This is a genomic window from Pseudomonas sp. GW456-E7, from assembly GCF_059424105.1.
This window is the reverse complement of the sequence record NZ_JBWKZB010000034.1, coordinates 25103-51778: the sequence shown is the minus strand read 5'-3', so window position 1 is coordinate 51778 and position 26676 is coordinate 25103. Positions and strand designations below refer to the sequence as shown.

General features: G+C 60.9%; 25 protein-coding genes. 11 read left to right on the top strand and 14 right to left on the bottom strand.

All coding sequences use genetic code 11. The features are described from left to right. The first annotated feature begins 17 nt into the window (after positions 1–17). The 7 genes from mltB (at position 18) to AC07YV_RS20625 (ending at position 6530) form a co-directional block, all read left to right on the top strand. A complete protein-coding gene (mltB, locus tag AC07YV_RS20655) occupies positions 18–1028 on the top strand; it encodes a lytic murein transglycosylase B (protein WP_102700934.1) in 1011 nt (336 codons plus the stop codon). Then, on the top strand, positions 1028–2035 hold the full coding sequence (locus AC07YV_RS20650; protein WP_102700935.1) for a septal ring lytic transglycosylase RlpA family protein: 1008 nt from the start codon (positions 1028–1030) through the stop codon (positions 2033–2035). Before mltB ends, AC07YV_RS20650 begins: the two co-directional genes overlap by 1 nt. A gap of 185 nt (positions 2036–2220) precedes the next feature. Further along, on the top strand, positions 2221–3378 hold the full coding sequence (locus AC07YV_RS20645; protein ID WP_102700936.1) for a D-alanyl-D-alanine carboxypeptidase family protein: 1158 nt from the start codon (positions 2221–2223) through the stop codon (positions 3376–3378). A gap of 83 nt (positions 3379–3461) precedes the next feature. After that, positions 3462–3737, top strand: a complete 276-nt coding sequence (locus AC07YV_RS20640; RefSeq protein ID WP_056855803.1) for a DUF493 domain-containing protein — start codon at positions 3462–3464, stop codon at positions 3735–3737. Continuing rightward, positions 3737–4384, top strand: a complete 648-nt coding sequence (gene lipB / locus AC07YV_RS20635; RefSeq protein ID WP_007975880.1) for a lipoyl(octanoyl) transferase LipB — start codon at positions 3737–3739, stop codon at positions 4382–4384. The genes AC07YV_RS20640 and lipB overlap by 1 nt, the downstream gene beginning before the upstream one ends. 25 nt (positions 4385–4409) lie before the next feature. Continuing rightward, complete coding sequence (lipA, locus tag AC07YV_RS20630) at positions 4410–5408, top strand: lipoyl synthase (RefSeq protein ID WP_162130289.1); 999 nt, start codon at positions 4410–4412, stop codon at positions 5406–5408. Between the two features lie 174 nt (positions 5409–5582). Further along, the gene (locus AC07YV_RS20625; protein ID WP_102700937.1) at positions 5583–6530 is read left to right on the top strand and encodes a S66 peptidase family protein; all 948 of its coding nucleotides are present in this window, start codon (positions 5583–5585) and stop codon (positions 6528–6530) included. 95 nt (positions 6531–6625) lie between these two features. Here the strand turns inward: AC07YV_RS20625 and AC07YV_RS20620 are convergent, their stop codons facing one another. From AC07YV_RS20620 to leuS, 5 genes are all read right to left on the bottom strand, one after another. Next, positions 6626–7948: a lytic murein transglycosylase gene (locus tag AC07YV_RS20620; protein ID WP_102700938.1), complete on the bottom strand. Its 1323-nt coding sequence runs from the start codon at positions 7946–7948 to the stop codon at positions 6626–6628. Positions 7949–8009: 61 nt separating this feature from the next. Further along, positions 8010–8174, bottom strand: coding sequence for an alternative ribosome rescue factor ArfA (arfA, locus tag AC07YV_RS20615; protein WP_015096971.1), 165 nt, complete (start codon positions 8172–8174; stop codon positions 8010–8012). Between the two features lie 184 nt (positions 8175–8358). After that, positions 8359–9396: a DNA polymerase III subunit delta gene (gene holA, locus AC07YV_RS20610; RefSeq protein ID WP_102700939.1), complete on the bottom strand. Its 1038-nt coding sequence runs from the start codon at positions 9394–9396 to the stop codon at positions 8359–8361. A 39-nt stretch (positions 9397–9435) separates the two neighbouring features. Continuing rightward, positions 9436–10041: an LPS-assembly lipoprotein LptE gene (locus AC07YV_RS20605; RefSeq protein WP_102700962.1), complete on the bottom strand. Its 606-nt coding sequence runs from the start codon at positions 10039–10041 to the stop codon at positions 9436–9438. Between the two features lie 87 nt (positions 10042–10128). Then, positions 10129–12735, bottom strand: a complete 2607-nt coding sequence (leuS, locus tag AC07YV_RS20600; protein WP_102700940.1) for a leucine--tRNA ligase — start codon at positions 12733–12735, stop codon at positions 10129–10131. Between the two features lie 281 nt (positions 12736–13016). Here leuS and AC07YV_RS20595 point away from each other — a divergent pair, with 281 nt between their 5' ends. Both AC07YV_RS20595 and AC07YV_RS20590 read left to right on the top strand, forming a co-directional pair. After that, the gene (locus tag AC07YV_RS20595; RefSeq protein WP_015096967.1) at positions 13017–13337 is read left to right on the top strand and encodes a hypothetical protein; all 321 of its coding nucleotides are present in this window, start codon (positions 13017–13019) and stop codon (positions 13335–13337) included. A 104-nt stretch (positions 13338–13441) separates the two neighbouring features. Then, a complete protein-coding gene (locus tag AC07YV_RS20590) occupies positions 13442–14221 on the top strand; it encodes a YdcF family protein (protein ID WP_102700941.1) in 780 nt (259 codons plus the stop codon). Between the two features lie 118 nt (positions 14222–14339). Here the strand turns inward: AC07YV_RS20590 and lnt are convergent, their stop codons facing one another. From lnt to miaB, 5 genes are all read right to left on the bottom strand, one after another. Beyond that, positions 14340–15863 (bottom strand): apolipoprotein N-acyltransferase, encoded by a 1524-nt coding sequence (gene lnt, locus AC07YV_RS20585; RefSeq protein WP_102700942.1) that lies wholly within the window; start codon positions 15861–15863, stop codon positions 14340–14342. Positions 15864–15871: 8 nt separating this feature from the next. Next, entirely contained in the window at positions 15872–16711 is an 840-nt protein-coding gene (locus AC07YV_RS20580) for a CorC family transporter (protein ID WP_007975860.1), read from the bottom strand. Positions 16712–16716: 5 nt separating this feature from the next. Continuing rightward, positions 16717–17211 carry an rRNA maturation RNase YbeY gene (ybeY, locus tag AC07YV_RS20575; protein ID WP_015096963.1) on the bottom strand — a complete coding sequence of 165 codons (495 nt, stop codon included), beginning with the start codon at positions 17209–17211 and terminating at the stop codon, positions 16717–16719. Continuing rightward, positions 17204–18211: a PhoH family protein gene (locus AC07YV_RS20570; protein WP_102700943.1), complete on the bottom strand. Its 1008-nt coding sequence runs from the start codon at positions 18209–18211 to the stop codon at positions 17204–17206. The genes ybeY and AC07YV_RS20570 overlap by 8 nt, the downstream gene beginning before the upstream one ends. Positions 18212–18426: 215 nt before the next feature. Beyond that, positions 18427–19755 carry a tRNA (N6-isopentenyl adenosine(37)-C2)-methylthiotransferase MiaB gene (miaB, locus tag AC07YV_RS20565; RefSeq protein WP_102700944.1) on the bottom strand — a complete coding sequence of 443 codons (1329 nt, stop codon included), beginning with the start codon at positions 19753–19755 and terminating at the stop codon, positions 18427–18429. 133 nt (positions 19756–19888) lie between these two features. On the opposite strand from miaB, the gene AC07YV_RS20560 reads away from it, so the two are divergent. Next, positions 19889–20218, top strand: a complete 330-nt coding sequence (locus tag AC07YV_RS20560) for a DUF1820 family protein (RefSeq protein WP_003185742.1) — start codon at positions 19889–19891, stop codon at positions 20216–20218. 128 nt (positions 20219–20346) lie between these two features. On the opposite strand, the gene AC07YV_RS20555 is transcribed toward AC07YV_RS20560, so the two are convergent. The 4 genes from AC07YV_RS20555 to AC07YV_RS20540 all read right to left on the bottom strand — a co-directional run bounded on the left by AC07YV_RS20555 (position 20347) and on the right by AC07YV_RS20540 (position 23872). After that, the gene (locus AC07YV_RS20555; protein WP_007975852.1) at positions 20347–20901 is read right to left on the bottom strand and encodes a tetratricopeptide repeat protein; all 555 of its coding nucleotides are present in this window, start codon (positions 20899–20901) and stop codon (positions 20347–20349) included. A 224-nt stretch (positions 20902–21125) separates the two neighbouring features. Continuing rightward, a complete protein-coding gene (gene hemL, locus AC07YV_RS20550; RefSeq protein WP_085726051.1) occupies positions 21126–22409 on the bottom strand; it encodes a glutamate-1-semialdehyde 2,1-aminomutase in 1284 nt (427 codons plus the stop codon). A gap of 10 nt (positions 22410–22419) precedes the next feature. Then, the gene (gene thiE, locus AC07YV_RS20545; RefSeq protein ID WP_102700945.1) at positions 22420–23043 is read right to left on the bottom strand and encodes a thiamine phosphate synthase; all 624 of its coding nucleotides are present in this window, start codon (positions 23041–23043) and stop codon (positions 22420–22422) included. Between the two features lie 31 nt (positions 23044–23074). Further along, positions 23075–23872 (bottom strand): hydroxymethylpyrimidine/phosphomethylpyrimidine kinase, encoded by a 798-nt coding sequence (locus AC07YV_RS20540; protein ID WP_057713171.1) that lies wholly within the window; start codon positions 23870–23872, stop codon positions 23075–23077. A 371-nt stretch (positions 23873–24243) separates the two neighbouring features. On the opposite strand from AC07YV_RS20540, the gene AC07YV_RS20535 reads away from it, so the two are divergent. Continuing rightward, positions 24244–26628 (top strand): hybrid sensor histidine kinase/response regulator, encoded by a 2385-nt coding sequence (locus AC07YV_RS20535; protein ID WP_102700946.1) that lies wholly within the window; start codon positions 24244–24246, stop codon positions 26626–26628. Positions 26629–26676: the final 48 nt, after the last annotated feature.

The window sequence follows — 26676 nt, the reverse complement described above, 5'->3', positions numbered from 1 at the left end:
ATAAGGTGAAATTTTCAATGCAAGTAATGCGTGGCTGGGCGACTCGATTTGCGCCATGGGTCGGCCTGGTAAGCATCCTTGGCAGCGTGCAGGACGCGTTGGCCGGCGACTACGAAGGCTCACCCCAGGTGGCCGAATTCGTCGGTGAAATGACCCGCGACTACGGTTTCGCCGGTGAACAATTGATGGGCGTGTTCCGCGAAGCCGAGCGCAAGCAGTCGATTCTGGACGCCATCTCGAAACCCGCCGAACGGGTCAAGCAGTGGAGCGAGTATCGCCCGATGTTCATCACCGATGCGCGCATCGCCCGCGGGGTGGACTTCTGGCGTCAGCACGAAGCGGTGCTGGCCCGTGCCGAGCAGGAATACGGCGTGCCGGCCCAGGTGATTGTCTCGATCATCGGCGTTGAAACCTTTTTCGGCCGTAATACCGGAAATTTCCGGGTGATCGATGCCTTGTCGACCCTGGGTTTCGACTATCCTCCCCGTGCCGAGTTTTTCCGCAAGGAATTGCGTGAGTTCCTGCTGCTGGCCCGCGAAGAGCAGGTCGATCCGTTGACGCTCAAAGGCTCCTACGCTGGCGCAATGGGCTTGCCGCAATTCATGCCGAGCAGTTTCCGCGCCTATGCGGTCGATTTCGACGGTGATGGCCATATCAACATCTGGACCAACCCGGACGATGCCATCGGCAGTGTCGCCAGTTACTTCAAGCGTCATGGCTGGGTCGCCGGCGAACCGGTGGTCAGCCGCGCCGATGTCCGTGGCGATCAGGTTGACGAAGGTTTGACCGCAGGCATCGAACCGACGAAAACCGTCGGGGAGTTGCGAGCCCTGGGGTGGTCAAGTCATGATGCGCTGCGCGATGATATGCCGGTTACTGCTTTCCGCCTGGAAGGCGACAATGGCCCCGAGTACTGGATGGGCCTGAAGAATTTTTACGCGATCACGCGTTATAACCGCAGCGTGATGTACGCCATGGCCGTACATCAACTGTCTGAACAGCTGGTCCAAGCACGGGGCGTCAAGTAATGCGGGCATTGCCTATCAATAAACCCCTGAAGCTGATGGCATGCGCCGCGCTGGCAGTGCTGGTCGCCAGTTGTTCGACCAGCCGTGCGCCGGCCCAGAAGCCCACCACCACCGTGCGCACGACGCCGGGGCTGGACATCAACCGCGCCCACAAGGATGGCGCGCCATGGTGGGACGTCGATGTTTCGCGTATCCCGGACGCCACGCCGACCCTGCACACCGGCCCGTACAAGGCCAACCCGTACACTGTGCTGGGGAAGACTTACTTCCCGCTGCAAGAATCCAAGACCTACGTGCAGTCGGGTACGGCGTCCTGGTACGGCACCAAGTTCCACGGTCAGAACACCGCCAACGGCGAAGTGTATGACCTGTACGGCATGAGTGCCGCGCACAAGACATTGCCACTGCCGAGTTACGTCCGGGTGACCAACCTGGACAACAACAAGAGCGTGATCCTGCGAGTCAACGACCGCGGTCCGTTCTACTCGGACCGGATCATCGACTTGTCCTACGCTGCCGCGAAGAAGCTCGGTTACGCCGAAACCGGCACGGCACGGGTCAAGGTCGAAGGCATCGATCCACAGGCGTATTGGGCGGCCAAAGGCCGTCCGGCACCATTAATGCTCAACGAACCGAAAGTCGCGCAGAATAGCGCCCCGGTGATCACGGCTTCGGCCGGCACCGTCGAGCAATGGACACCTCCGCCGCAGCAACACGCCGCTGCGGTCGTGCCGGTTCAGCTCGATGCAAAAAAAAACGCTTCTGTACCAGCCTCTGGCCAGTATCTGCAGGTGGGCGCGTTCGCCAACCCGGACGCTGCAGAACTCCTGAGATCCAAGCTCAGCGGGATGGTGAGCGCTCCGGTGTTCATCAGCTCGATCGTGCGCAATCAGCAAACCCTGCATCGGGTTCGCCTGGGCCCGATCGGATCGCCGGGTGAAATCCAGCAGGTGCAGAACAGTGTGCGCCTGGCCAATCTCGGTTCGCCGAGCGTTGTGACTGAGTAATACGTAGGACTTGATTGACGGTTCATCTGCGGTTTTGGGGGGTGAACCAGGTTGTTGGCTCTTCGAAGAACAAAAGCCCGGCAAAGGGTGATTGGAGTGAGCAACTGAACACGCGATGACTCGTTAGAAAGTCATCTGATTAGTTTTGCCTTCGGGCAGTTTCCATTAGCGATTTCGAGAGACGGATGAACATCACCACCTTTGCCAAACGCCTGTTCCTGTTAGTACCGCTGCTTCTCTCACCCGCTGCATTTGCGGTCGAGATGATGCCTTCGCCACCACAATTGGCCGCCAAGGCCTACGTGCTCATGGATGCCAGCAGCGGCAACGTGCTGGTCGAAAACAATGGTGACCAGCGTCTGCCACCGGCCAGCCTGACCAAGCTGATGACCGCGTACATTGCGACCCTGGAAATCCGTCGTGGCCAGATCGGTGAAAACGACCCGGTGACTGTCAGCGAAAACGCCTGGCGCACCGGTGGTTCGCGGATGTTCATCAAGGTGGGTTCGCAAGTCACCGTCAGCGACCTGCTGCACGGCATCATCATCCAGTCGGGCAACGACGCCAGCGTCGCGCTCTCCGAGCACATCGCCGGCAGCGAAGACGCCTTCGCCGACATGATGAACAAAACCGTTGGCGACCTGGGCATGACCAACAGCCACTTCATGAACCCGACCGGTCTGCCGAATCCTGAGCACTATTCGTCGGCTCACGACATGGCTGTGCTGGCCCGCGCGATCATCCACGAAGACCCGGCTCACTACGCGATCTACTCGCAGAAAGAGTTCTTCTGGAACGGCATCAAGCAACCCAACCGTAACCTGCTGCTGTGGCGCGACAAGACCGTCGACGGCTTGAAGACCGGTCACACCGACGAAGCCGGCTACTGCATGGTGTCCTCGGCCGTACGTGATGGCATGCGTCTGATCGCCGTGGTGTTCGGCACCAACAGCGAAGTGGCCCGTGCCGCCGAAACCCAGAAGTTGCTGACCTACGGTTTCCGTTTCTTCGAAACCCAGACTTTCTACCAGAAGGGTACCGAGTTGGCCCAGGCACCTGTCTGGAAAGGCGCCACCAACCAGGTCAAGGCCGGTCTGGCTGAAGACCTGACCATGACCCTGCCGAAAGGCCAGCTGAAAAAGCTCGCCGCCAGCATGACCATGAACCCGCAACTGATTGCGCCAATCGCCAAGGGCGACGTGATCGGTAAAGTGGAAGTCAAACTGGAAGACAAGGTGGTGCACAGCGCCGACCTGATCGCTCTGGATGGCGTCGAAGAGGGTGGTATCTTCCGTCGCATGTGGGATAGCATCCGTCTATTCTTCTACGGCTTGTTCAACTGATAGTGTGCTCCTGCAAGGCCCCGTGCTGATCCGGCGCGGGGCTTTGCCGTCGCCACGGCTTACGCTTACGAGGCCGTTACGCCATGACCGATACCGAAGTAAAGGCGCCAAAGATCGAATTCCCTGCCACTGATTATCCAGTCAAGGTGATCAGCGACACCGGCGTGGGCAACAAGGACAAGATCATCGACATCGTCCGCAAGCACGCCAAGATCAACGATGAGCGTGTTGACGAGCGCCAGAGTAGCAACGGCAAATACACCACCATTCAGTTGCACATCGTCGCGACCGACCAGGACCAGCTGTACAACATCAACAGCGAACTGCGGGCCACCGGTTTCGTGCACATGGTGCTGTGATGTCCGGCACGCTGGGCTTTCGCGAGCTCGGCCAGATGGCTTACGAGCCGGTCTGGCATGCCATGCAACGCTTTACCAACGAACGCGGCACTGATGTTGCCGACGAGGTCTGGCTGGTGGAACACCCGGCGGTGTTCACCCAGGGCCAGGCCGGCAAGGCCGAACACCTGCTGCTTCCCGGTGACATTCCGGTGGTGCAGGTCGACCGTGGGGGGCAGGTGACCTACCACGGCCCCGGTCAGTTGGTGGCTTATCTGCTGCTGGACGTACGCAGGCTCGGGTTTGGCGTGCGCGATCTGGTCAGCCGGATGGAGCAATGCCTGATCGAGCTGTTGGCCAGTTACGGTGTCACCGCCGCGGCCAAGCCCGATGCACCGGGTGTCTACGTCGACGGGGCGAAAATCGCCTCCCTGGGTCTGCGGATCCGCCATGGCTGTTCCTTTCATGGCCTGGCCTTGAACGTGGACATGAACCTGGAACCGTTTCGACGGATTAATCCCTGCGGCTACGCCGGGCTGGCGATGACCCAGCTGAGCGATCACGCAGGATCGATTGAATTTGCCGAGGTAAGTGCCCGGCTGCGCGCGCAGCTCGTCAAACACCTCGACTATGCTGAGCAGACGACCCTCACGGGCGGAATCGACTGATATGACTACTGATGCAGTGCAAACCATGATCCCGACGCTCGATGTCACCGAGCGCCCGGCCCCGCGTCCCAAGGTTGAAGCCGGCGTCAAGCTGCGCGGCGCCGAAAAGGTTGCACGCATCCCGGTGAAGATCATTCCGACTACCGAACTGCCGAAGAAGCCGGACTGGATTCGTGTGCGCATCCCGGTTTCGCCGGAAGTCGACCGCATCAAGGCCCTGCTGCGCAAGCACAAGCTGCACAGCGTGTGTGAAGAAGCGTCCTGCCCGAACCTGGGCGAATGCTTCTCGGGCGGCACCGCGACCTTCATGATCATGGGTGACATCTGCACCCGTCGTTGCCCGTTCTGCGACGTCGGCCACGGCCGTCCGAAGCCACTGGACGTCAACGAACCGGAAAGCCTGGCCATCGCCATTGCCGACCTGCGCCTGAAGTACGTGGTGATCACCTCGGTGGACCGCGACGACCTGCGCGACGGTGGTGCCCAGCACTTTGCCGACTGCATCCGCGAAATCCGCAAGCTGTCGCCGAACGTGCAGCTCGAAACCCTGGTTCCGGACTACCGTGGCCGCATGGACATCGCCCTGGAAATCACTGCCGCCGAGCCGCCGGATGTGTTCAACCACAACCTGGAAACCGTGCCGCGCCTGTACAAGGCTGCGCGTCCGGGTTCGGACTACCAGTGGTCGCTGACCCTGCTGCAACGCTTCAAGCAGATGATGCCGCACATTCCGACCAAATCCGGCTTGATGCTGGGCCTGGGCGAGACCGACGAAGAAGTCATCGAAGTCATGAAGCGCATGCGCGAGCACGACATCGACATGCTGACCCTGGGCCAGTACCTGCAACCGTCCCGCAGCCACTTGCCGGTGCAACGCTTCGTGCACCCGGACACCTTCGCCTGGTTCGCCGAGGAAGGTTACAAGATGGGCTTCAAGAACGTTGCCTCGGGTCCGTTGGTGCGCTCCTCGTATCACGCCGACGAGCAGGCCAAGCTGGTCAAGGCCGAGCTGATGTCGTCCTGATCTGCGCACGGAAATGAAAAACGCCCGCACGGTATTCAGCCTTGCGGGCGTTTTTTTGCCTGGCCTACGGCGCTGGCCGCTTTTTCCTGCAACCTGCGGGGCGACTGACCCTCTTCAGTTTGTCCCCGTTCCTGACTACTGTGTGCTGAAGTTCTCACCCAGGGAGATTCACGGATGACCGCTCGACCGACCCACACCCTTTGCCCTCATGCTCCCGTCCCGGCACTGCCGTCGGAAGGCAGGATCGGCGTTATCGCACCCGCCGGTCCCGCGACGCTGGACACCGACAAGGCGGTGCAATGGATGTGTGCCCGAGGCTACTCACTGAAAGTGTTTCCCGGGGTCTACGAGAAAGATGGCTACCTGGCCGGCAGCGACGACGTGAGGCTCAATGACCTGCACGCTGCGTTCGCGGATCGTGAAGTCGATGCCATCATCTGCCTGCGCGGAGGTTACGGCACCCCCCGGTTGCTTGATCGCGTCGATTTCCAATTGCTGCGCGACAACGCCAAGCCATTCATCGGCTACAGCGACATCACTGCCGTGCATTTGGCAATCAGTCGTTATGCCGGCTTCGTGACATTTCATGGCCCGTTGCTCAACGCCGACCTGCTGGGTGGCAAGCAAATACCAACGGAGTCTTCCTTTTTCAACATGCTGCGCGGGCAGGTGAGGGCGGGCTCGGTGCTGGCTCATCCGGTGGCCTACCCGCTGACCACGATCGAGCCGGGCGTCGCTCATGGGCGCTTGCTCGGTGGCAATCTGGCCATGATCGCCGCGACCATGGGTACGCCCTACGAGATTGATGCGGAGGGCGTCATTCTGTTGATCGAGGACATCAACGAGCCGCTGTATCGCATCGACCGGTTGCTGACCCAACTGCGGCTGGCAGGCACGTTGCACAAGCTGCGCGGCGTGTTGGTCGGGGATGTGGCGGGGGTGGAGGTGGCCGCGCTGGACAGGTTGCTCAAACAGACCTTCGCGCCATTGAAGATTCCGGTGTTGTCCGGGTGGCGAAGTGGGCATTGCGACCCGAATCTGACGCTGCCCATGGGGGCGTTGGTCAGGCTGGATGCGGGGAATCAGGAATTGATGTTGGAGCAGGATGTGGTAATCAGGTAAGACGCGAACATCTCGAAAAGATCGCAGCCTGCGGCAGCTCCTACGGGGTTTTGTGTACACCCGTAGGAGCTGCCGAAGGCTGCGATCTTTTGCTTTTAGCGGTTACGCAACCCTTCCAGCAACTTGTGCGTCGGATACCCATCCGCTGGCCAGCCAAACGACTGCTGGGCGCTGCGGATCGCCTTGCGGGTGTTGGCGCCGATGATCCCGTCGGCGGTGCCGGCGTCGTAGTTTTGTGCGCTCAACAGGTTTTGCAGCTCGATCCGCTCGGTACGGCTCAGTGGCAGGTCATCCTTTGGCCATGTGCCACTGATCAAGCCCGCACCATTGAAGCGTTCGGACAACAAGCTCACCCCCAGGGCGTAGGACGACGAGTTGTTGTACTTGAGGATTGCCCGGAAGTTATCGAGCACCAGGAACGCCGGGCCACGGTAACCGGCCGGCAGCAGCAGGGCGGCGGACAACTGCTCGGAGTCGGCCGGGACCTGGCCACCGTTGGGCAGGGTAATGCCCAGTTGCCGCCATTCAGCGACGCTCTTGCGAATCGTGCCGTCGGCCAGCAGGTAGTTGAACCCGCTCGGCAGCTGGACTTCAAAGCCCCATGGCTGGCCTCTCTGCCAGCCAGAACTCTGCAGGTAGTGCGCGGTAGACGCCAGGGCATCGGCCGAGCTGCTCCAGATATCGCGACGCCCGTCACCATCGAAGTCCACGGCATGGGTGTTGTAGGTGGTCGGGATGAACTGGGTCTGGCCCATGGCGCCGGCCCAGGATCCCAGCATCTTCTCGGGCTCGATATCGCCTTGTTGCAGGATTTGCAGGGCAGCAATCAATTGCGCGTGGGCGAAACCGGGGCGACGGCCTTCGTAGGCCAGGGTCGCCAGCGAGTTGATCACCGACTTGTTGCCCTGGAACTGGCCAAAGTTGCTTTCCATGCCCCACACAGCTACCAGCGCCTGACGATCAACGCCATAACGCTGTTCGATGCTTTGCAGGACGTCGGCGTACTGGTTGACCAGCGACTGGCCTTTACGTACCCGCAGCGGCGACAGGGCGCCATCGAGGTATTCCCACACCGGTTTTGCGAATTCCGGTTGGCTGCGGTCGGCACTAATCACGCTGGGGTCGAAGCTGACATTGGCGAAAGCGCGATCAAACAGATCGGCTCGGATACCCGCGGCCAGGGCATCCTTGCGGAAACCTGCCTGCCATTCGGCGAAGGTCTGGGTTGGCTGGATGTCGAGGTTCTCACCCGTCGGAACCACAGGCGGAACAACCGCTGGGGCGGTGGCGACAGGAAGCGTCTGAAGCGGCTGAGCGTCGGCTGCGGTCGGTTTTTCCGCACAGGCGACAAGCAAAACAAGGCTGGAGGCAGCGATCAATTGGCGTAGGTGCCAACGACGGGGAAGACAAAAGGGCATGCACGGGTCCAGGGAGTACGAATCAGGTACAGACCTTAACATGTTGAAGGGGTGTTCTGCTTTACGCAGCCAGAAAGTAAGAAGCCTCCCAGTTGTCAGACTGGAAGGCTTCGCGGCGGTAACTGCCTTTGCCCTTGGCGGGACGTTCCTGGCGGCTGCGGAACAATGGCTGGGCGATGATGGATTTGGCCTTGTTGGGGCCATGCGTTGATGGCTTTTTGCTCATGGTCGGGTCTCACGGGTAGGTGGGTTTTGCGGGGGGAAATAATCTGCCGAAGTCGGGGTTCTGTCTATAGGGCAGAGGTCGGTCGGGTTTGTGGGAAGAAAGATCAAAAGATCGCAGCCTGCGGCAGCTCCTACAGGGGATTGCGTTCACTTGTAGGAGCTGCCGCAGGCTGCGATCTTTTGATTTACTCGGCGGGCAACGACAATCTCTGGCCGGCCATCAACAACGTCAACCGGCTCAAGCTCATCCACGGCGAACCCGCCGCCTGGCCCTTGATCTGCGCGTCGATGCGTTGCGCTTCCAGCAGCAGTTGCGCCCAGCGTTGTGCCGAGTAGCGTTGCAGGGCTTTGCTCATCAACGGTTTACGTTTGTCCCAGACCGGGGGCTTGGCCTGGCTGAAGGCCTTGTCCAGCGGCGTCCCCTGGCTGTATTGCAGGGAAATATTGGCCAGCAGGCGCAGCTCCCGGGCCAGGGCCCAGAGAATCACCGGCGGCTCGACGCCTTCGCCGCGCAAGCCTTCAAGCATGCGTAATGCATGGGCTGCTTCACCATTGAGCACCGCATCGGTCAGGCCAAAGACGTCGAAGCGCGCACTGTCGGCCACTGCCGCCTGCACGGTTTCAACGGTAATCTGTCCCCCTTCGGCCATCAGTTTGAGCTTTTCGATTTCCTGGGCGGCGGCCAGCAGGTTGCCCTCGACCCGTGCTGCGATCAGCTCAACGGCGTCCTGGCTGGCGGACAGCCCGGCCTGGGACAGGCGTTGGCGGATCCAGCTGGGCAACTGGGCGACATCGACTGGCCAGATCTGCACGAACTGGGTCTGCTGTCCTTCGACCAGCGCTTTGCCCCACTTGGTTTTCTGTGCGCTGCCATCGAGTTTCGGCAAGCTGATCAGCAGCACGGTGTCGTCGGCCGGACGCGAGCAGTACTCGATAAGCGCGGCGGCGCCTTTGTCGCCGGGCTTGCCGGAAGGCAGGCGCAGCTCCAGCAGGCGCTTTTCGGCGAACAATGACATGCTGGCACCGGCTTGCAGCAAGGTCCCCCAGTCGAAATTGGCGTCGGCGGCAAACACCTGGCGTTCATCGAATCCCTGCTGACGGGCAGTCGTGCGGATGGCGTCGGCCGCTTCTTGGCACAGCAGCGGGTCATCGCCGCTGATGATGTAGACGGGCGCAAGGGCGCCTTGCAGGTGTTTGGCGAGTTGGGCGGGGGCGAGCTTCATAAGAAAGGGCGAACGGGGCGCCTGAGCGCCCCGTAAGTCTTACTGCTGCGGCAGTTCGACAGGCGACTGACGCGGGGTTTCCGCTTCAGCCTTTTTTGCCGCTTCCAGTGCCGCGGCGTCAGCCTTGGCCTTGGCTTCGGCAGTCTGCTGCAACTGATCCAGTTGGCCCGGGGTCAGTTGCTCCAGACGCAGCATCATGCGTTGAACCATTTCCCGGCGGCCTTCCGCACGGGCTGTTGCGGCTTCCTGGTCGGACCCCACCAGATTGCTGCCGTCGTGCATAAAGACTTTCTGCACTTCAAGCTTGTCGCTCAACAATGGCAGATCACCGCTACCACGGATGTCGTAGCTCAGCACGGTGGTGAGCTGGTACTCGCCGGTACTGCTGGCGCCTGCGTAGCTGAGGATGCGCTGGCTTTCCTGCTCATTGGTCAGCACCAGTTTGTACGGTGCGCCGGTATAGACTTTGACGCCGCTACCTTCCAGTACGCGACGCAACTGGGTCACGGTTTCGCCATAAGCGTTACGGGCGCTCAGGTCGAGTTCCTTGATCGCCAGTTGGTTGGTGCCGGTGCCGCGCAGCTGGAAACCGCAGGCGCTCAGCAGAACCGCGAGGCCCATCACCAGCAGATTGCGTTTGATCATCTTGTTGCTCCCCTTGAAACCATGTGGGCCGATCAAGCGGCCCGAAAGGTTTTACTCGGCGCCAGGCTCACCTGGCGCCTGATCCAATTAGCTGGCGACGATATTGACCAGTTTCCCGGGCACTACGATCACTTTACGAATGGTCAGACCGTCGACGAAGCGCAGGACGTTCTCGTTGGCGCGGGCGGCGGCTTCGACTTCTTCACGGCTGGCACTGGCCGGCATTTCGATCTGACCACGCAGCTTGCCGTTGACCTGGATGACGAGCGTCAGGCTGTCCTGCACCAGTGCGCTGTCGTCCTGCACCGGCCAACCGGCGTCGATCACAGGATCAGCGTGGCCCAGTTGATGCCACAGCTCGTGGCTGATGTGCGGTGTGATCGGGGCGAGCAGCAGGGTCACGGTTTCCAGGCCTTCCTGAACCAGCGCGCGATCCTGTTCGGTGCCTTGTGCGGCTTTCTCCAGCACGTTCATCAGCGTCATCACCTGGGCGATGGCGGTGTTGAATTTGTGGTTTTGGCCGACGTCCTGGCTGGCCTGCTTGATGGCCAGGTGGATCGAGCGACGAACGGCTTTCTGCTCGTCATTCAGGCTGGCGACGTCCAGTTTGCCCGGCAGGCCCTGAGTGACGTGTGCTTGAGCCAGACGCCAGACGCGCTTGAGGAATCGGTGCGAGCCCTCTACGCCGGAGTCGGACCATTCCGCGCTCATGTCAGGTGGCGAGGCGAACATCATGAACAGGCGGCAGGTGTCTGCACCGAACTGGTCAATCATCGACTGTGGGTCGACGCCGTTGTTCTTCGACTTGGCCATCTTCTCGGTGCCGCCGATTTCCACCGGCAGGCCGTCAGCTTTCAACTTGGCGCTGATGACCTTGGCCTTGCTGTCACGCTCGAGCTCGACGTCCGCCGGGTTGAACCAGGTGTAGGCGCCATTGGCTTCGCGGCGATAGTAAGTCTCGGCGATCACCATGCCCTGGGTCAGCAGGTTCTTGAACGGCTCGTTGGAGCTCACCAGGCCTTCGTCGCGCATCAGCTTGTGGAAGAAGCGCGCGTACAGCAGGTGAAGAATCGCGTGTTCGATACCGCCGATGTACTGGTCAACCGGCAGCCAGTGGTCGGCCGCCGATTTTTCCACCAGGCCGCCTTCGAAGTGTGGCGAGGCGTAGCGGGCGTAGTACCACGAGGACTCGACGAAGGTGTCCATGGTGTCGGTTTCACGCTTGGCCGGCGCGCCGCATTTAGGGCAGCTGCACTCGTAGAACTCGGGCATGCGCGCCAGTGGTGAACCGGCGCCATCCGGCACCACGTCTTCCGGCAGCACGACCGGCAGTTGATCTTCCGGTACCGGCACGTCACCGCAGGTGGTGCAGTGGATGATCGGGATCGGGCAGCCCCAGTAGCGCTGGCGGCTGATGCCCCAGTCGCGCAGGCGGAACTGGGTACGCGAGGCGCCCAGTTCTTTCTTGATCAGCGCGACTTCGATGGCGTCGAAGGCGCCCGCGAAGTCGAGGCCGTCGAACTCGCCGGAATTGATCAGCGTGCCGTGCTCGCCGTAGGCGTCTTGCCATGGCGCCGGGTTGCTGTCACCGGAGCTGGTGCGCACGACCGATTTGACCGGCAGGTTGTATTTGTGGGCGAATTCGAAATCGCGCTCGTCGTGGGCCGGAACTGCCATCACCGCGCCGTCGCCGTAATGCATCAGCACATAGTTGGCGACCCAGACCGGCAGCTTTTCGCCGGTCAGCGGGTGCTCGACGAACAGGCCGGTCGGCAGGCCTTTTTTCTCCTGGGTGGCGACGTCGGCTTCAGCCACGCTGCCGCCCTTGCATTCAGCGATGAACGCTTGCAGCTCGGGATTGTTCTGTGCCGCGAGGGTGGCCAGGTGGTGTTCGGCGGCCACGGCGACATAAGTCGCTCCCATTAAAGTGTCCGGACGGGTGGTGAAGACTTTCAGTGCACCGGTTTCGCCGATGGAGTCGACGTTGTACGGGAACTGCACTTCCATGCCGCGGGACTTGCCGATCCAGTTGCGCTGCATGGTCTTGACCTGTTCAGGCCAGCCAGTCAGTTCGTCGAGGCTCTCCAGCAGTTCATCCGCGTAGGCAGTGATCTTGAAGTAGTACATCGGGATTTCGCGCTTCTCGATCAGCGCGCCGGAACGCCAGCCGCGACCGTCGATCACCTGTTCGTTGGCCAGGACGGTCTGGTCGACCGGGTCCCAGTTCACGGTGCCGCTTTTCTTGTAGATCACACCTTTTTCGAACAGGCGGGTGAACAGCCATTGTTCCCAGCGGTAGTAATCGGGCTTGCAGGTGGTCACTTCGCGCGACCAGTCCACCGCCAGGCCCAGGCTGCGCAGCTGGTTTTTCATGTAGGCGATGTTTTCGTAGGTCCACTTGGCGGGCGCTACGTTGTTCTTCATCGCGGCGTTTTCCGCCGGCATGCCGAAGGCGTCCCAACCCATCGGTTGCAGAACGTTCTTGCCCTGCATGCGCTGGTAGCGGGAGATCACGTCGCCGATGGTGTAGTTGCGCACGTGCCCCATGTGTAGCTTGCCGCTGGGGTAAGGGAACATCGACAGGCAGTAGTAAGTCTCCTTGCCTGGCTGTTCACTGACTTCAAAGGACTTTTGCTCGTCCCAGAACGACTGGGCGGCGGCTTCGATTTCACGGGGCTGATATTGTTCGTGCATGGCTACTTTTGAACTGAATAGGGGTGGCCTAATCCTCTTCAATGCAACGCTGGACGTTGAAGCCGCCTCATTGGCGTTTTCGCTGGCCAGCCGAGCTGGAAGTGGAGTTACAGGAAGCGCCGTAGCATACATGACCGCGCTCTACCGAGGGAAACCCTGATTGTTGCCACACGTCCTGCGAAAACCGCTGCGAGGGCCGTTGGTCGCGGCGTTCAGCCGGTTTGTTCATGGAAGCTAAGCTCTAACTGGGGAGTAGGTCATATCTTCCAATGAGGTGAGGGATGGTTGAGTCACAGCAAAAAGCTACAAAACCGGAGCTATACGAAAGGCTGATCGATCGTTTGGCCTTGGCCCTGGAAGCGGCAAGGACCGCTGGCCGGTTGCGCGACGAACGCCCTCTGGAGCTGGAACTGCGAGGCCTGAGCCCCGCAGAGTTTGCACTGGTCAAGGCGTATCTGGATCGCAGTGAGCGTGAGACGCACGGATGCTTGTCAGAAGCGGTAAAGCAACTCGACGCACCACGTTCAGCCAAAATCATCTGGCTCAAGGACAAGGTTCCCGGCAGAGACGCGGTAAAGGTCCGGTCTTTGCAGTTCAAATAGGACACGGTGCCATGCTCCATGAGTTTTTGAAGCATAGTCCTTCCATATTGATTGTCGCATTGCGCCAACCCACTTAGGCTTCGGGCATCTCCAGGAGATGCTCGATGCCGTTCCGTTATTTCGTAAAACAACTTCTATTGCCGCCCGGCATTCTATTGCTGCTGCTTTTGCTTGCCTGGTGGTTGCGCCGCTCAAGGCCGAGGCTTGCCGGTGTGTGCTTTGCTCTGGGACTGGGTGGTTTCTGGCTGATGAGCCTGCCGGTGGTTGTGCAGTGGGGTGCCGGCCTGCTCGAGCGGGAGCCACCGCTGGCCCGCGATGAATGGGCAGTCCTGGGGCAGCGTGCGGACGCGATCGTGGTCCTTGGTTCGGGGCGCGAGCGCGGTGATGTGGCCTGGGGCGCCGACCAGCCCACGGGCGTCGGTCTGGAGCGCCAGCGCTTTGCCGCGCGACTGGCCAAGGCTTCCGGGTTGCCGGTACTGACCAGCGGCGGCCTGCATTACGGCACGCCGCCCAGCGAGGCGCAGATGATGGCTGACGCCTTGCGTGACGATTTCGGCTTGAGCGTGCGCTGGCAGGAAGGGCGCAGCCGCACGACCTGGGAAAATGCGCAGTTCAGCGCCGAGGTGTTGCTTCCCCAGGGCATCAAGCGTGTGGTGCTCGTGACTCAGGCCTGGCATATGCCACGGGCGGCCTGGAGTTTCCGCAAGGCCGGTTTCGAGGTGGTGCCGGCGCCGGTAGGGTTTCTGGGCGGCGATAACGCGCGACCTCTGGGTGGCTGGATGCCGGAGTTCAAGGCAATCTGGCAGAACGGGCAGTTGATGAACGAGGCGGTGGGGCAGGTCGGTTATTCGTTGTTCTATCGAGGTGATGTCGGCACTGATTGATGCGGTGCCTGTGATGCCGCCTTCGCGAGCAAGCCCGCTCCCACACTGGATCTAAGTCGGTCACAGTATTTGTGTAAGACGCCGATCAAATGTGGGAGCGGGCTTGCTCGCGAAGCTTTTAAACGGTTTTAGCCATCCGGCTCGCAATCAGTGCCCAGCCAAACAACAACACGCAGAGAATGAGCAATGGCCATGAACGCCATTCCAGGTACGGCGTCAGGTTGTGCATCGGCACCACTTCGCCATACAGAATGCCGCGTTCAAACTGCGGGATCTGATCGGTGATCTGACCGAACGGGTTGATCAGGCCGGACACGCCGTTATTGGTGGCGCGGATCATCCAGCGGCCGGCTTCGAGTGCGCGCATCTGTGCCATCTGCAGGTGTTGCAGCGGGCCAATGGAGGTGCCGAACCAGGTGTCGTTGCTGATGGTCAGCAACAGGTCGCTGCGAGCGGCAAGGCTGGCGGCGAACTCCGGATAAACCACCTCATAGCAGATGAACGGCGCGATCTGATAACCCTTGGCCTGCAGCAGCGGCTGGTCAGCCGGGCCGCGAGCGAAGTCCGACATTGGCAGGTCGAAGAAGGCGATCAGCCCGCGCAGGATGTCCTGCAAGGGAACATATTCACCAAAGGGCACCAGTTTTTGCTTCAGGTAAGTGCCGTCGCCTTCACCGGTCACGGTGATGCCATTGAAGAAACGCTTCTCGTGGCGTACCTCCATGCGGACCGGGACACCGGTGATCAACGCCGATTTACGTTCGGCCGCGAAGTTGCCCATCATGTTCAGGTAGCCCTCGGCGGACTCCTTGAGCACCGGGATCGCCGTTTCCGGCCAGATGAGCAAATCGACGCGTTTGGAGCTGAAGCTCATGTCGCGGTACAGCGCCAACTGCGCGTTGAGCTGCGCCGGATCCCACTTCATGCTTTGTTCGATGTTGCCCTGAATGGCGGCGACGCTCAGTGGCGGGCCCGAAGGGCTGGTCCAGGCGTGGTGCTTGAGCGCCATGCCGACCAGCCATGGGCCGACCAGCAGCAATACACCGGCAGCGATGAAGCCTTTGCGTCCCGTGCGAACCAGGCGCAAGCCGTTGTAGATCAGCGCCGCTGTCAGCGCCAGGATAAAGGAAATCAGCCACATCCCACCGAGGGGCGCGAGCCCGGCCAGCGGGCCGTCGAGCTGGCTGTAACCGGAATACAGCCACGGGAAACCGGTCAGGAACCAGCCGCGGAAGGCTTCCTGGGCGACCCACAGCGCAGCGAAGGCCAGGGCGTCGGCCAGTGGCGCCTCATTGCGGCGCAGCCAGCGCGCCCAAATCCAGGCGGGCAGGGCAAAGAACCAGGCAATCGCCGCCGTGAAAAGCAGCATCAGGAAACCGGCCAGCATTACCGAAGCGCCGCCGAAGTGGTGAATGCTGTAGTAGATCCAGCTGGTGCCGGCACCGAACAGGCCGAAACCGAAACACCAGCCGCGACCCAAGGCTTGACGTGGGCTCAGTTCGCGCAGGCCGGCATAGAACAGACCGACGGCGAGCAGTGCCAGTGGCCAGATATCGAACGGCGCCAGGGCCAGGGTGGTGATTGCACCGGCCGCCACGGCCAGCAGGTTACCGGGCCAGCCGGGGCGGGTTGTCCAGCGCATTTCAATCCTTAGCGAGCAATGGGCGTCAGGCGAAGCAAGTGAATCCGACGGCTGTCGGCGTTCAGGATGCGGAAGCGGTATGGGCCGATTTCAGTGATTTCGTTACGTTTTGGCAGGTGCCCGAACGCACTCATCACCAGACCGCCAACGGTGTCGAATTCATCGTCGGAGAACTCGCTGTCGAAAAACTCGTTGAAGTTCTCGATCGGTGTCAGGGCCTTGATCAGGAAATCACCGCTCGGCAGCGGCTTGATGTAGCTGTCTTCTTCGACATCGTGTTCGTCTTCGATGTCGCCGACGATTTGTTCCAGCACGTCTTCGATGGTGACCAGGCCTGCCACGCCACCGTACTCGTCGATGACGATGGCCATGTGGTTGTGGTTGGCGCGAAACTCGCGCAGCAGCACGTTAAGGCGCTTGGATTCCGGCACGAAGGTGGCTGGACGCAGCAGATCCTTGATGTTGAAGCTGTCGCCGTTCTCCTTGAGGATCAACGGCAGCAAGTCCTTGGCCAGCAACACGCCCATCACGTCATCGTGGCTTTCGCCGATGACCGGGTAGCGGGAGTGGGCCGAGTCGACCACGGCAGGCAGGAACTCGCGGGGTGTCTGGTTCGCCTTGATGCTGACCATTTGCGAGCGCGGGACCATGATGTCCCGCACCTGCAAGTCAGCCACCTGGATGGCGCCTTCGACGATGGCCAGCGCTTCGCTGTCCAACAGTTTGTTCTGGTGTGCATCGCGCAGCAGCTCCAGCAGCTCCTGGCGGTTTTTCGGCTCGTGGGCAAAAGCCTGGGTGAGCTTACCCAGCCATGACTTCTGCCCGTTGCTCGATCGATCTTCGCTCATAGCGATTACTCTGAATCCTTTGTTGTTTCTGTGGGGGATAAATCGGTTTCGTCGTCCGCATACGGATCGGGAAAGCCCAGTTCTGCAAGCAACGTTCGTTCCAGTGCTTCCATCTCTTCGGCTTCGTCGTCATCAATATGGTCGTAACCGAGCAGATGCAAGCAGCCGTGAATCACCAGGTGTGCCCAATGGGCCTTGAGTTGCTTACCTTGTTCGGCGGCTTCACGCTCGACCACGGCGACGCAGATCACCAGATCGCCCAGCAGCGGGATGTCGAGGAACTCATCCGGCACATCGGCCGGGAATGACAAGACGTTAGTTGCGTAATCCTTTTGCCGCCAGGTGTGGTTCAGCTCGCGTCCTTCGGCTTCGTCGACCAGGCGAATGGTCATCTCCGAGTCGGCGCTGCGCTGGCGCAAAGCCAGTTCGCACCACTGGCGGAACTCGGCTTCGCTGGGGGCAGGGGCTTGGGTAGCGATTTGCAGGTCAAGCTCAAGCATCGCGGCGGCTATCCTTGGCGGTTGCTTCATCGGCCGCACGGGTTTCGAAGCGCTCGTAGGCTTCAACGATGCGCTGTACCAGCGGATGGCGCACGACGTCCTTGGGCTGGAAATGGGTGAAGCTGATCCCCGGCACTTCCTTGAGCACTTCAATCACATGGTGCAGGCCGGACTTGGTGCCGCGTGGCAGGTCGACCTGGGTGATGTCCCCAGTGATGACGGCCGTGGAACCGAAGCCGATCCGGGTCAGGAACATCTTCATTTGCTCGACCGTGGTGTTCTGGCTTTCGTCGAGAATGATGAAGCTGTTGTTCAGCGTACGGCCGCGCATGTAGGCCAGCGGCGCGACTTCGATCACCTGGCGCTCGATCAGCTTGGCGACGTATTCGAAGCCGAGCATTTCGTAGAGCGCGTCGTAGAGCGGGCGCAGGTACGGGTCGATTTTCTGCGACAGGTCGCCGGGCAGGAAGCCGAGCTTTTCACCCGCTTCGACCGCCGGGCGCACCAGCAGGATGCGGCGAATCTGCTCGCGCTCCAGTGCATCCACCGCGCAGGCGACGGCCAGATAGGTCTTGCCGGTACCGGCCGGACCAATGCCGAAGTTGATGTCGTTGCCGAGGATTTCTTTCACGTAGCGCAGCTGATTCAAGCCGCGGGGGCGAATCATGCCTTTCTTGGTGCGCAGCGCCACGGACGGTTCGGCGGGGGAGTGGTTGTCCAGCTGTTCCACGGCAGATTCCTGCAGGAACAGGTGCACCATGTCCGGCGACAGCTCGGTACCCTTGGTTTCCCGGTACAGGCGGCGCAGGAGGTTTTCCGCGGAGGTGGTGTGTTTGGGCTCGCCGATCAGCTCGAACTGATTGCCGCGATTGCGGATCTCGATGGTCAGGCGTTGTTCGATCAAGCGCAAATGCTCGTCGAATTGCCCGCACAGATTGGCGAAGCGGCGAGCTTCAAAAGGCTCGAGGATGAAACGATGTGGTTCTATGGGTGCGTTCAAGGTCGTATTTAGCCGCCCTGGGGCAATTGAGATGAAATCAAGGATAACGCCAGAGGGCTGGGTGCGAAAGCTCTTAAATGAGGCAACCCGATTCCCGCCTCTGGCGCTGTACCTGTGGGAGCGGGCTTGCTCGCGAAGACGGAGTGTCAGTCGACATCAATGGTGCTGACAGACCGCCTTCGCGAGCAAGCCCGCTCCCACAGGGATATTCGGTGTTATTGGATCAGCGAACCCCGCAGCGAATGCGGCTGCGCGGCATCGATGTGCACGTCCGCGAACTGGCCGATCAGGGTCGGATTGTCGCAGCGGAAGTTGACGATACGGTTATTCTCGGTCCGGCCTTGCAGCTCGCCCGGGTCTTTTTTCGAGTAATCGGTCACCAGGATCCGCTGGATCGAACCGACCATTTGTCGGCTGATCTCGAAACCTTGCTGGTTCAGGCGATGTTGCAGGGCATTCAGGCGCTCTTTTTTCAGTTCTTCCGGCGTGTCATCGGCCAGGTCGGCGGCCGGAGTGCCCGGGCGTTGGCTATAGACGAACGAGTAGGAAAAGTCGAAACCGACGTCGGCAATCAGCTTCATGGTCTGTTCGAAGTCTTTCTCGGTCTCGCCCGGGAAGCCGACGATGAAGTCCGAGCTGATGCAGATGCCCGGCACGGCGGCGCGCAGCTTGCGCAGTTTGGATTTGTATTCCAGTGCGGTGTGGTTGCGCTTCATCGCCGCGAGGATGCGGTCCGAGCCCGACTGCACTGGCAAGTGCAGGTGCTTGACCAGTTCCGGCACATCGGCGTGGGCCTGGATCAGGCTGTCGGAGAACTCCAGCGGATGCGACGTGGTGTAGCGGATGCGGTCGATGCCATCGACGGCGGCAACCACGCGGATCAGCTCGGCCAGATCCGCCAGGCGCCCGTCATGGGTGAGGCCGCGATAACCGTTGACGTTTTGCCCCAGCAGTGTCACTTCGCGCACGCCGTTTTCGGCCAGGTGAATGATCTCGGCAATCACGTCGTCGAACGGTCGGCTGACTTCTTCGCCGCGGGTGTAGGGCACCACGCAGAACGTGCAGTACTTGCTGCAGCCTTCCATCACCGACACGTAAGCGCTCGGGCCGTCGATGCGCGGCTCGGGCAAATGGTCGAACTTTTCGATTTCCGGGAACGAGACGTCGACTTGCGGCAGCCTGGTGATGCGCGCGGCGTCGATCATTTCCGGCAGGCGGTGCAGGGTTTGCGGGCCGAACACCACGTCGACGTACGGTGCGCGATCGCGGATGGCCGCACCTTCCTGGCTGGCCACGCAACCGCCGACGGCGATCACCATGTCCGGGTTGGCCAGCTTCAGTTCGCGCCAGCGCCCGAGCTGGGAGTAGACGCGGTCCTGCGCACGTTCGCGGATCGAGCAGGTGTTGAGCAGGATGACGTCGGCGTCTTCAGCGCGCGCGGTGACTTCCAGGGCCTGATGTTCGCCCAGCAGATCGACCATGCGCGAGCTGTCGTACTCGTTCATCTGGCAACCGTGGGTTTCGATGTAAAGCTTCTTGGCCATGGAAAGAGTCATCACGTGATTCAAAGAACCGCGCATTATAGGGAACATGTCCCGTGGTTCCTACCATTGCGCGTCCGACGGCTGTGCTATAGTTTGCGCCCTCATTTTTACCCCGATGTGTTACCCGCCCACCATGACCAAACGTGAAGCTCCAATCTACAAGGTGATTTTCCTCAACCAGGGCCAGGTGTTCGAAATGTACGCCAAGCAGATCTATCAAAGTGATCTGTGGGGCTTTCTGGAAGTGGAAGAGTTCGTCTTTGGCGAGCGCACGCAAGTGGTAGTCGATCCGAGCGAAGAAAAGCTCAAGGCTCAGTTCGAAGGCGTGGTGCGCAGTTTTGTGCCGATGCATTCGATCGTGCGTATCGACGAAGTCGAGCGTCTGGGGACCCCGAAAATCAGCGAAGCCCGCGGCGCGGTCGGCAATGTCATGCCGTTTCCGATGCCGATGCCTGAGAAGTAAGGCTCAAGATCGAGTCGCCCCTATCGCGAGCAAGCTCGCTCCCACATTTGACCGTATTTCCATGAGAAAACTCGGTTAACTGTGGGAGCGAGCTTGCTCGCGATGGGGCCAGTCAGATCACGCAAAAATCAGGGAAGCGGCGCGAAAGGCGTACGCCCATCGGCGCTCTGCAGCTCCATCAGATACTTACGGAAAATTTGCCCGAGCACCTGGGTGGCAACTTCCAGTTCTTCGCGGGGCATTTTTTCGGTGACTTCGTCAGCGGTGTCCAGTGCATCTTCGGCGCCGTTGACCGCCGCCATCTTCAGCAGGATATACGCCTGAACGTTATTGGCCGGTACACCTTCGCCGTGGAAGAACATGGTACCGAGCTTGAATTGCGCCTGGGCGTGGCCTTGCAGCGAGGCCTTTTCGAAATAGCTCAGGGCTTGATTGAGGTCGCGCGGTGCGTTTTTGCCTTCGTAGTAGAACTCACCCAACTCGTATTGCGCTTGCGCATCCCCTTCATCCGACGCTTTCTGGCAGGCGGCGATCGCCTGTTCCAGGTCTTGCGGCTGGGTATTGAGGGTGCAGCGACCCATCGCTGGGATCAACAACGAGTTGCCGCCTGCTTGTGCGTGCGCGAGCAGGGGCTGAAGAAGCAACAGGCAGCCCAGTGCAAGGGTGCGGCCGGTGCGGTTCATGGGAATCGACTTACCTCTGAAGGGCGCGCGGACCCATCGAGGGATCCAATAAGCGCGCATTATGAAATAAGCAGGGCCAACCTTACAAAGTCTTTACTCGTTTTTCTGCTGCGCGGGAAATATATCTCCCGTTTTGCGGAGGATTTTTGCTGAAAGTGTAGGAATGCAGGCGGGCGTGTAGGTGAAAGCTGACGCTGGCAATGGCCAACGTCAGCGCTACAGCGTTATTTCAAGGCAGCGAAGGCACGCTCGGCGGCGTCCAGGGTCAGTTTCAGTTCGGCTTCGCCGTGGGCGATCGAAGTGAAACCGGCTTCGAAGGCACTCGGTGCCAGGTACACGCCACCTTCGAGCATCAGGTGGAAGAAGCGGCCGAACAGGGCGGCGTCACTGGCCATCACGTCATCAAAAGTGACGATGTCGTCGGCGCCGCTGAAGTACAGGCCGAACATGCCGCCGGCTTGTGTGGTCACGAACGGAATGCCCGCCGCATCGGCGCGCTGTTGCAGGCCGTCGAGCAGGCGAGTGGTGTAGTCGGTCAGCTCGGCGTGGAAGCCCGGACGGCTGATCAGGCGCAGGGTGGTCAGGCCGGCGGCCATCGCCAGCGGGTTGCCGGACAGCGTGCCGGCCTGGTAGACCGGACCCAGCGGGGCGATGCGCTGCATGATTTCACGCTTGCCGCCGAAGCAGCCGACCGGCATGCCGCCACCGATGATCTTGCCGAAGGTGGTCAGGTCCGGCGTCACGCCGTAGTACGCCTGGGCACCGCCGAGGGCGACGCGGAAACCGGTCATCACTTCGTCGAAAATCAGCACCACGCCGTGCTTGTCGCACAGGGTCCGCAGGCCTTCGAGGAAACCCGGTGCCGGCGGCACGCAGTTCATGTTGCCGGCCACTGGCTCGACGATGATGCAGGCCACGTCCTGGCCGACTTCGGCGAGCATGGATTCAACGGCGTCGATGTCGTTGAACGGCAGGGTCAGGGTGTGTTTGGCGAATGCCGCCGGTACGCCGGCCGAGCTCGGTACGCCCTGGGTCAGTGCGCCCGAGCCGGCCTTGACCAGCAGGCTGTCGGAGTGACCGTGGTAGCAGCCTTCGAACTTGATGATGCTGTCGCGGCCGGTGAAGCCGCGGGCCAGGCGAATGGCGCTCATGGTCGCTTCGGTGCCGGAGCTGACCATGCGCACCATTTCCATCGACGGCACGAGGGAGCAGACCAGGTCGGCCATCTGCGTTTCCATCTCGGTCGGCGCGCCGTAGGACAGGCCGTGCTCCAGCTGCTTGCGCACCGCGTCCAGCACATCCGGGTGGCTGTGGCCGAGGATCATCGGGCCCCAGGAGCCGACGTAATCCACATAGCGCTTGTTGTCTTCGTCGGTGACGTAGGCGCCTTCGGCGTGCTTGAAGAACAACGGCGTGCCGCCGACGCTCTTGAACGCGCGAACCGGCGAGTTCACGCCACCGGGAATGTGTTTCTGGGCATTGGCAAACAGCGTTTCGGAACGAGACATGATCGGGCTCTCAGATTTTAAGTAATTCGTTAAAGGCGCGGGCACGGCGGGTGACTTCAGCCGTGCTCTCGGCGCCGAACAGGCCATGCACCACGGCCAGCAGATCGACCCCATGGGCCACCAGCGGGGCGGCGTTGTCCAGGGTGATGCCGCCGATCGCGCAGATCGGCAAGTGCAGTTGCTGGCGCGCCTGATCGAGCAGTTCGAGGCTGCAGGTCGGTGCGCCGGGCTTGGTGTTGGAATTGAAGAAACGACCGAAGGCGACGTAACTGGCGCCTTCTTTTGTCGCTTGTTCGGCCAGTTCGAGTTGCGCGTGGCAAGTCGAGCCGATGATGGCTTTGGAACCGAGCAGGGCGCGGGTCGGTGACAGTGGGCCATCGGTCTGGCCCAGGTGCACGCCCACATTGAGGCGCGCGGCCAGTTCGGCATCATCGTTGATGATCAGCTGGGTCTTGTAGCGTTCGCACAGCTCGCGCAAGGCTTCGGCTTCACGCAGGCGGCGGGCCTCGTCGCTGCTTTTGTCGCGGTACTGCAGCAAGGTGACGCCGCCTTCCAGCGCCGCCTCCACGTACTTGAGCAACTTACCGTCCAGCAAATGGCTGTCGGTAATGGCGTACAGGCCACGTAGTTTCATCGGACAAGCCTCACCGCATTACAAATGGAAGTTACGAACAGAAATCCAGCGGCAGGCGGCGCGGCACAAACTGGCCTTTGCCCAGCTGCTCGGCGTCACGCAGGGTGCGCCATGTGTAGTTAAGCGCGGTCTGCACGGCGCTGGCGAGGTTTTCACCCTGGGCCAGACGACCGGCCAGCGCGCTGGCCAGGGTGCAGCCGGAACCGTGATAACTGCCGGGCAGGCGCTGGCAGGTAAAGGTCTCGCGCAGGCCGTCGCGACTGTACAGGCGATTGTGGATTTCGGTTTCGTCGCCATGGCCGCCGGTGATCAGCAGGTGTTTGACGAACGGCAAGAGTTTTTCAGCGCACTCGTCCGCGGTGCCTTCGGGCAGTTCGGCGAGGATCCGGGCTTCGGGAAGGTTGGGGGTGGCAATGATCGACAAGGGCAGCAGGCGTTCGCGCATGGCGTAGCCGACTTCGTCCTTGCCCAGGCGTCCGCCGCCGCCGGCGCGCAGCACCGGGTCGCATACCACTGGCAAATGCGGGTGCGCCGAAAGCAGTTCGACCACGGTGTCGACCATTTCCAGGGAACCGAGCATGCCCAGTTTGACCGCCGCGACTTCGGAATCGTTGAGCACGGCATTGGCCTGGGCCAGTACCCACTCACGGTCGAGGACGCGGAAGTCAGTGACATTGACGGTGTCTTGCACGGTCAGGGCGGTGACGGCCGGAGCCGCATGGCAACCCTGAGCGAGCAGGGCTTCGATATCTGCCTGCAAGCCGGCGCCACCACTTGGGTCGTGGCCGGAGAGACAGAGGACAACGGGGCGAGAGCTGTAGATATTCATGGTGCGCGAGCTTACCACCAAACAACGTTTTTCGGGTGTGCGTGCACGTTGGTGTGAGGTGTGGAAAAAGGCAAAAGATCGCAACCTTCGGCAGCTCCTACAGGTTTGCGTTGATCCGCCCTTCTTGTAGGAGCTGCCGAAGGCTGCGATCTTTTGATCTTTTGCAAAAAAACAAACAGCTCTATCTCAATAATCTTCGCCGGAACGCCCGTCCTAGAGCCTTTTCATGAAAAATTTCAATGGTGTTTAATGGCCATCAACGGCTATGCTAGAGTGGATCCAAACCAATAACAGGTGATACCGGTTTTACGTCTGCTCAAAAGGAATGGGGGGCTTCCTGACAGAACCGGACAGGCCACGCTGGGGCTTCAATGCGCTATTTGCTGATGTTGCTGTTGTGTTTGCCCCTCCTGGCAAACGCCGTCGAGTTCGATGAGTTCACTCAGAGCCTCCCCTTGGGCCGAACCCTGCAGGTCTATGAGGACGCGGGTGGTCAGGCAACCATCGCGGATATCCGCGCGCAAGCGGCGGCCGGCAACTTCAAGGCGCACAACAAAGACACGCTCAACGCCGGGTACTCGCGCTCGGTGTTCTGGCTGAAAATCGACCTGCATTACCGCCCGACCGATCCGGTGGCGCAACGGACCTGGCTGCTGGAACTGGCCTATCCACCCCTCGATCATCTCGATCTCTATTTGCCCGATGCGGCCGGCAACTATCAGTTGGTCAGGCAGACCGGCGATGCCTTGCCCTTCGCCAGCCGCGAGATTCGTCAGAACAACTATCTGTTCGACCTGACGTTCAAAGCTGAGCAGGCCGAAACACTATTCCTGCGATTGCAAAGCGAAGGCTCGATCCAGGCACCGGTAACCTTGTGGTCGAGCACCGCCTACCTCGAAGAGCAGCCCGTGCGCCTCTACGTACTGGGGCTGATCTACGGCGTGTTGCTGGGGATGCTGGTCTACAACCTGTTCATCTACCTGAGTGTGCGCGACACCAGTTACCTCTACTACATCTTCTATATCGCCTCGTTCGGCTTGTATCAGCTGTCGGTCAACGGCGCGGCGGTGCAGTATTTCTGGCCGGACAACCCTTGGTGGGCCAACGCCGCGACGCCGTTTTTCATCGGCTGCGCGGGCCTGTTCGGCAGTCAGTTCGCCCGCAGCTTCCTGCAAATGGCTACCCACAGTCGCTGGCTCGACCGCTTGTTGCTGGCGCTGGTTGCCTTCGGTGCGCTGGTGGTCGGCCTGTCTTTGATGACCAGCTACGCCCTGGCGTTGCGCCTGGCCACGGCCCTGGCGCTGACGTTCACGGTGGTGATTTTTGCCGCCGGGATCTTTGCCTGGCTGCGGGGCCTGCGCGTCGCGCGGTATTTCATCATTGCCTGGTCGGCGTTTTTGCTCGGTGGCATCGTCAATACGTTGATGGTGCTGGGATACCTGCCGAATGTGTTCCTGACCATGTATTCCAGCCAGATCGGCTCGGCCATCGAAGTGGCGTTGTTGTCCCTGGCCCTGGCCGACCGCATCAACGACATGCGCGAGCAGCAGGCGCAAACGCTATTCGACGCCGGCCAGAAGCTTGAAATCCTCAACCAGCAACTGGCTCGCAGTAACAAGCTCAAGGACGAATTCCTGGCCACCCTGACCCACGAATTGCGCACGCCCATGAACGGTGTGATCGGTTCCCTGGAACTGATGCAGACGGTCGAAATGGACCCGGAGCTTGAGCAGTATCAGCAGACGGCTTCGGGGTCGGCGCGGGACATGATGCGCATGGTCAACGGCATCCTGACCCTCACCGAACTGCAGGCCGGCAAACTCCAGGCCTCGGCCGACACCTTCAGCTTGCGCGGCATGGTCGAGGCACTGCGCACGCAGTTCGAGGGCAACGCTTCGAGCAAGTCGCTGGACTTCAAGGTCGACATCGCATCCGGCGTGCCGGATCGCGTGCACGGCGACAACACCAAGATCGCGCAATGCCTGGAGTGCCTGCTGGACAACGCCATCAAGTTCACCCGGATCGGCGGCCTGGCCTTGCGGGTGACCGGCAAGGCCATTGAGCCCGACCGATTGGCGTTGAGCTTTGCGGTGATCGACACGGGCATTGGCTTCACCGATCTGGGAGAGGCCACGATGTATCAACGGTTCTTCCAGGTCGATGGCTCGATGACCCGTGAATACGGTGGTCTGGGTGTTGGCCTGGCGATTTGCCGACAGTTGGTCGAATTGCTCGGTGGACGCCTGACGCATCGCTCCGAGCCAGGACGCGGGAGCCGGTTTCAGCTGGATGTGGAAGTCGGGCTGCCGGTGGCCGAACGTCCGGTGACGCCGTTGATGACCCGGGATTTTCCGCGCCTGCGCCTGCCTCAGGATTGTGCCGTGTTGTTGGTGGATGACAACAGCATCAGCCAGTTGGTGATGCGCGGCATGTTGCTCAAGCTGGGTTTCCGCGTGCGTACGGCCGACGGAGCCGATGTCGCGCTCGATCTTCTGCAACGCGAAGTGTTTGACGCGGTGCTGGTCGATTGCCAGTTGCCGCGTCAGGACGGTGAGTCGCTGTGCTGCCGGATCCGTGCGTTGCCGGGCTATGGCGAGCTGCCGTTGTTCATGATCGCCCTGGGGGGTGACCGTGAACGCTGCCCGACCGGCGCATTGATTGATTACCTGAGCAAACCGGTGAAATTCGAAGACTTGCAGGCCGCGCTCTACCGTCGGGTGCTCTGCTCGCAACAGGGCGAAAGCGCCGACAGTTAGGCGGATATGACACTTTGTTCGGCTGAGGGGCGGTGCTTAACTGAAGTC

Coding starts and splice junctions, on each gene's coding strand:
- mltB (WP_102700934.1), top strand. CDS start 18: ATGCAAGTAATGCGTGGCTGGGCGACTCGATTTGCGCCATGGGTCGGC.
- AC07YV_RS20535 (WP_102700946.1), top strand. CDS start 24,244: ATGCGCTATTTGCTGATGTTGCTGTTGTGTTTGCCCCTCCTGGCAAAC.
- holA (WP_102700939.1), bottom strand. CDS start 9,396: ATGAAGCTCGCCCCCGCCCAACTCGCCAAACACCTGCAAGGCGCCCTT.
- AC07YV_RS20625 (WP_102700937.1), top strand. CDS start 5,583: ATGACCGCTCGACCGACCCACACCCTTTGCCCTCATGCTCCCGTCCCG.
- AC07YV_RS20605 (WP_102700962.1), bottom strand. CDS start 10,041: ATGATCAAACGCAATCTGCTGGTGATGGGCCTCGCGGTTCTGCTGAGC.
- AC07YV_RS20620 (WP_102700938.1), bottom strand. CDS start 7,948: ATGCCCTTTTGTCTTCCCCGTCGTTGGCACCTACGCCAATTGATCGCT.
- arfA (WP_015096971.1), bottom strand. CDS start 8,174: ATGAGCAAAAAGCCATCAACGCATGGCCCCAACAAGGCCAAATCCATC.
- AC07YV_RS20595 (WP_015096967.1), top strand. CDS start 13,017: ATGGTTGAGTCACAGCAAAAAGCTACAAAACCGGAGCTATACGAAAGG.
- leuS (WP_102700940.1), bottom strand. CDS start 12,735: ATGCACGAACAATATCAGCCCCGTGAAATCGAAGCCGCCGCCCAGTCG.
- AC07YV_RS20555 (WP_007975852.1), bottom strand. CDS start 20,901: ATGAACCGCACCGGCCGCACCCTTGCACTGGGCTGCCTGTTGCTTCTT.
- AC07YV_RS20650 (WP_102700935.1), top strand. CDS start 1,028: ATGCGGGCATTGCCTATCAATAAACCCCTGAAGCTGATGGCATGCGCC.
- lnt (WP_102700942.1), bottom strand. CDS start 15,863: ATGCGCTGGACAACCCGCCCCGGCTGGCCCGGTAACCTGCTGGCCGTG.
- AC07YV_RS20560 (WP_003185742.1), top strand. CDS start 19,889: ATGACCAAACGTGAAGCTCCAATCTACAAGGTGATTTTCCTCAACCAG.
- lipA (WP_162130289.1), top strand. CDS start 4,410: ATGATCCCGACGCTCGATGTCACCGAGCGCCCGGCCCCGCGTCCCAAG.
- thiE (WP_102700945.1), bottom strand. CDS start 23,043: ATGAAACTACGTGGCCTGTACGCCATTACCGACAGCCATTTGCTGGAC.
- AC07YV_RS20645 (WP_102700936.1), top strand. CDS start 2,221: ATGAACATCACCACCTTTGCCAAACGCCTGTTCCTGTTAGTACCGCTG.
- AC07YV_RS20540 (WP_057713171.1), bottom strand. CDS start 23,872: ATGAATATCTACAGCTCTCGCCCCGTTGTCCTCTGTCTCTCCGGCCAC.
- miaB (WP_102700944.1), bottom strand. CDS start 19,755: ATGGCCAAGAAGCTTTACATCGAAACCCACGGTTGCCAGATGAACGAG.
- hemL (WP_085726051.1), bottom strand. CDS start 22,409: ATGTCTCGTTCCGAAACGCTGTTTGCCAATGCCCAGAAACACATTCCC.
- AC07YV_RS20580 (WP_007975860.1), bottom strand. CDS start 16,711: ATGAGCGAAGATCGATCGAGCAACGGGCAGAAGTCATGGCTGGGTAAG.
- AC07YV_RS20640 (WP_056855803.1), top strand. CDS start 3,462: ATGACCGATACCGAAGTAAAGGCGCCAAAGATCGAATTCCCTGCCACT.
- lipB (WP_007975880.1), top strand. CDS start 3,737: ATGTCCGGCACGCTGGGCTTTCGCGAGCTCGGCCAGATGGCTTACGAG.
- AC07YV_RS20590 (WP_102700941.1), top strand. CDS start 13,442: ATGCCGTTCCGTTATTTCGTAAAACAACTTCTATTGCCGCCCGGCATT.
- ybeY (WP_015096963.1), bottom strand. CDS start 17,211: ATGCTTGAGCTTGACCTGCAAATCGCTACCCAAGCCCCTGCCCCCAGC.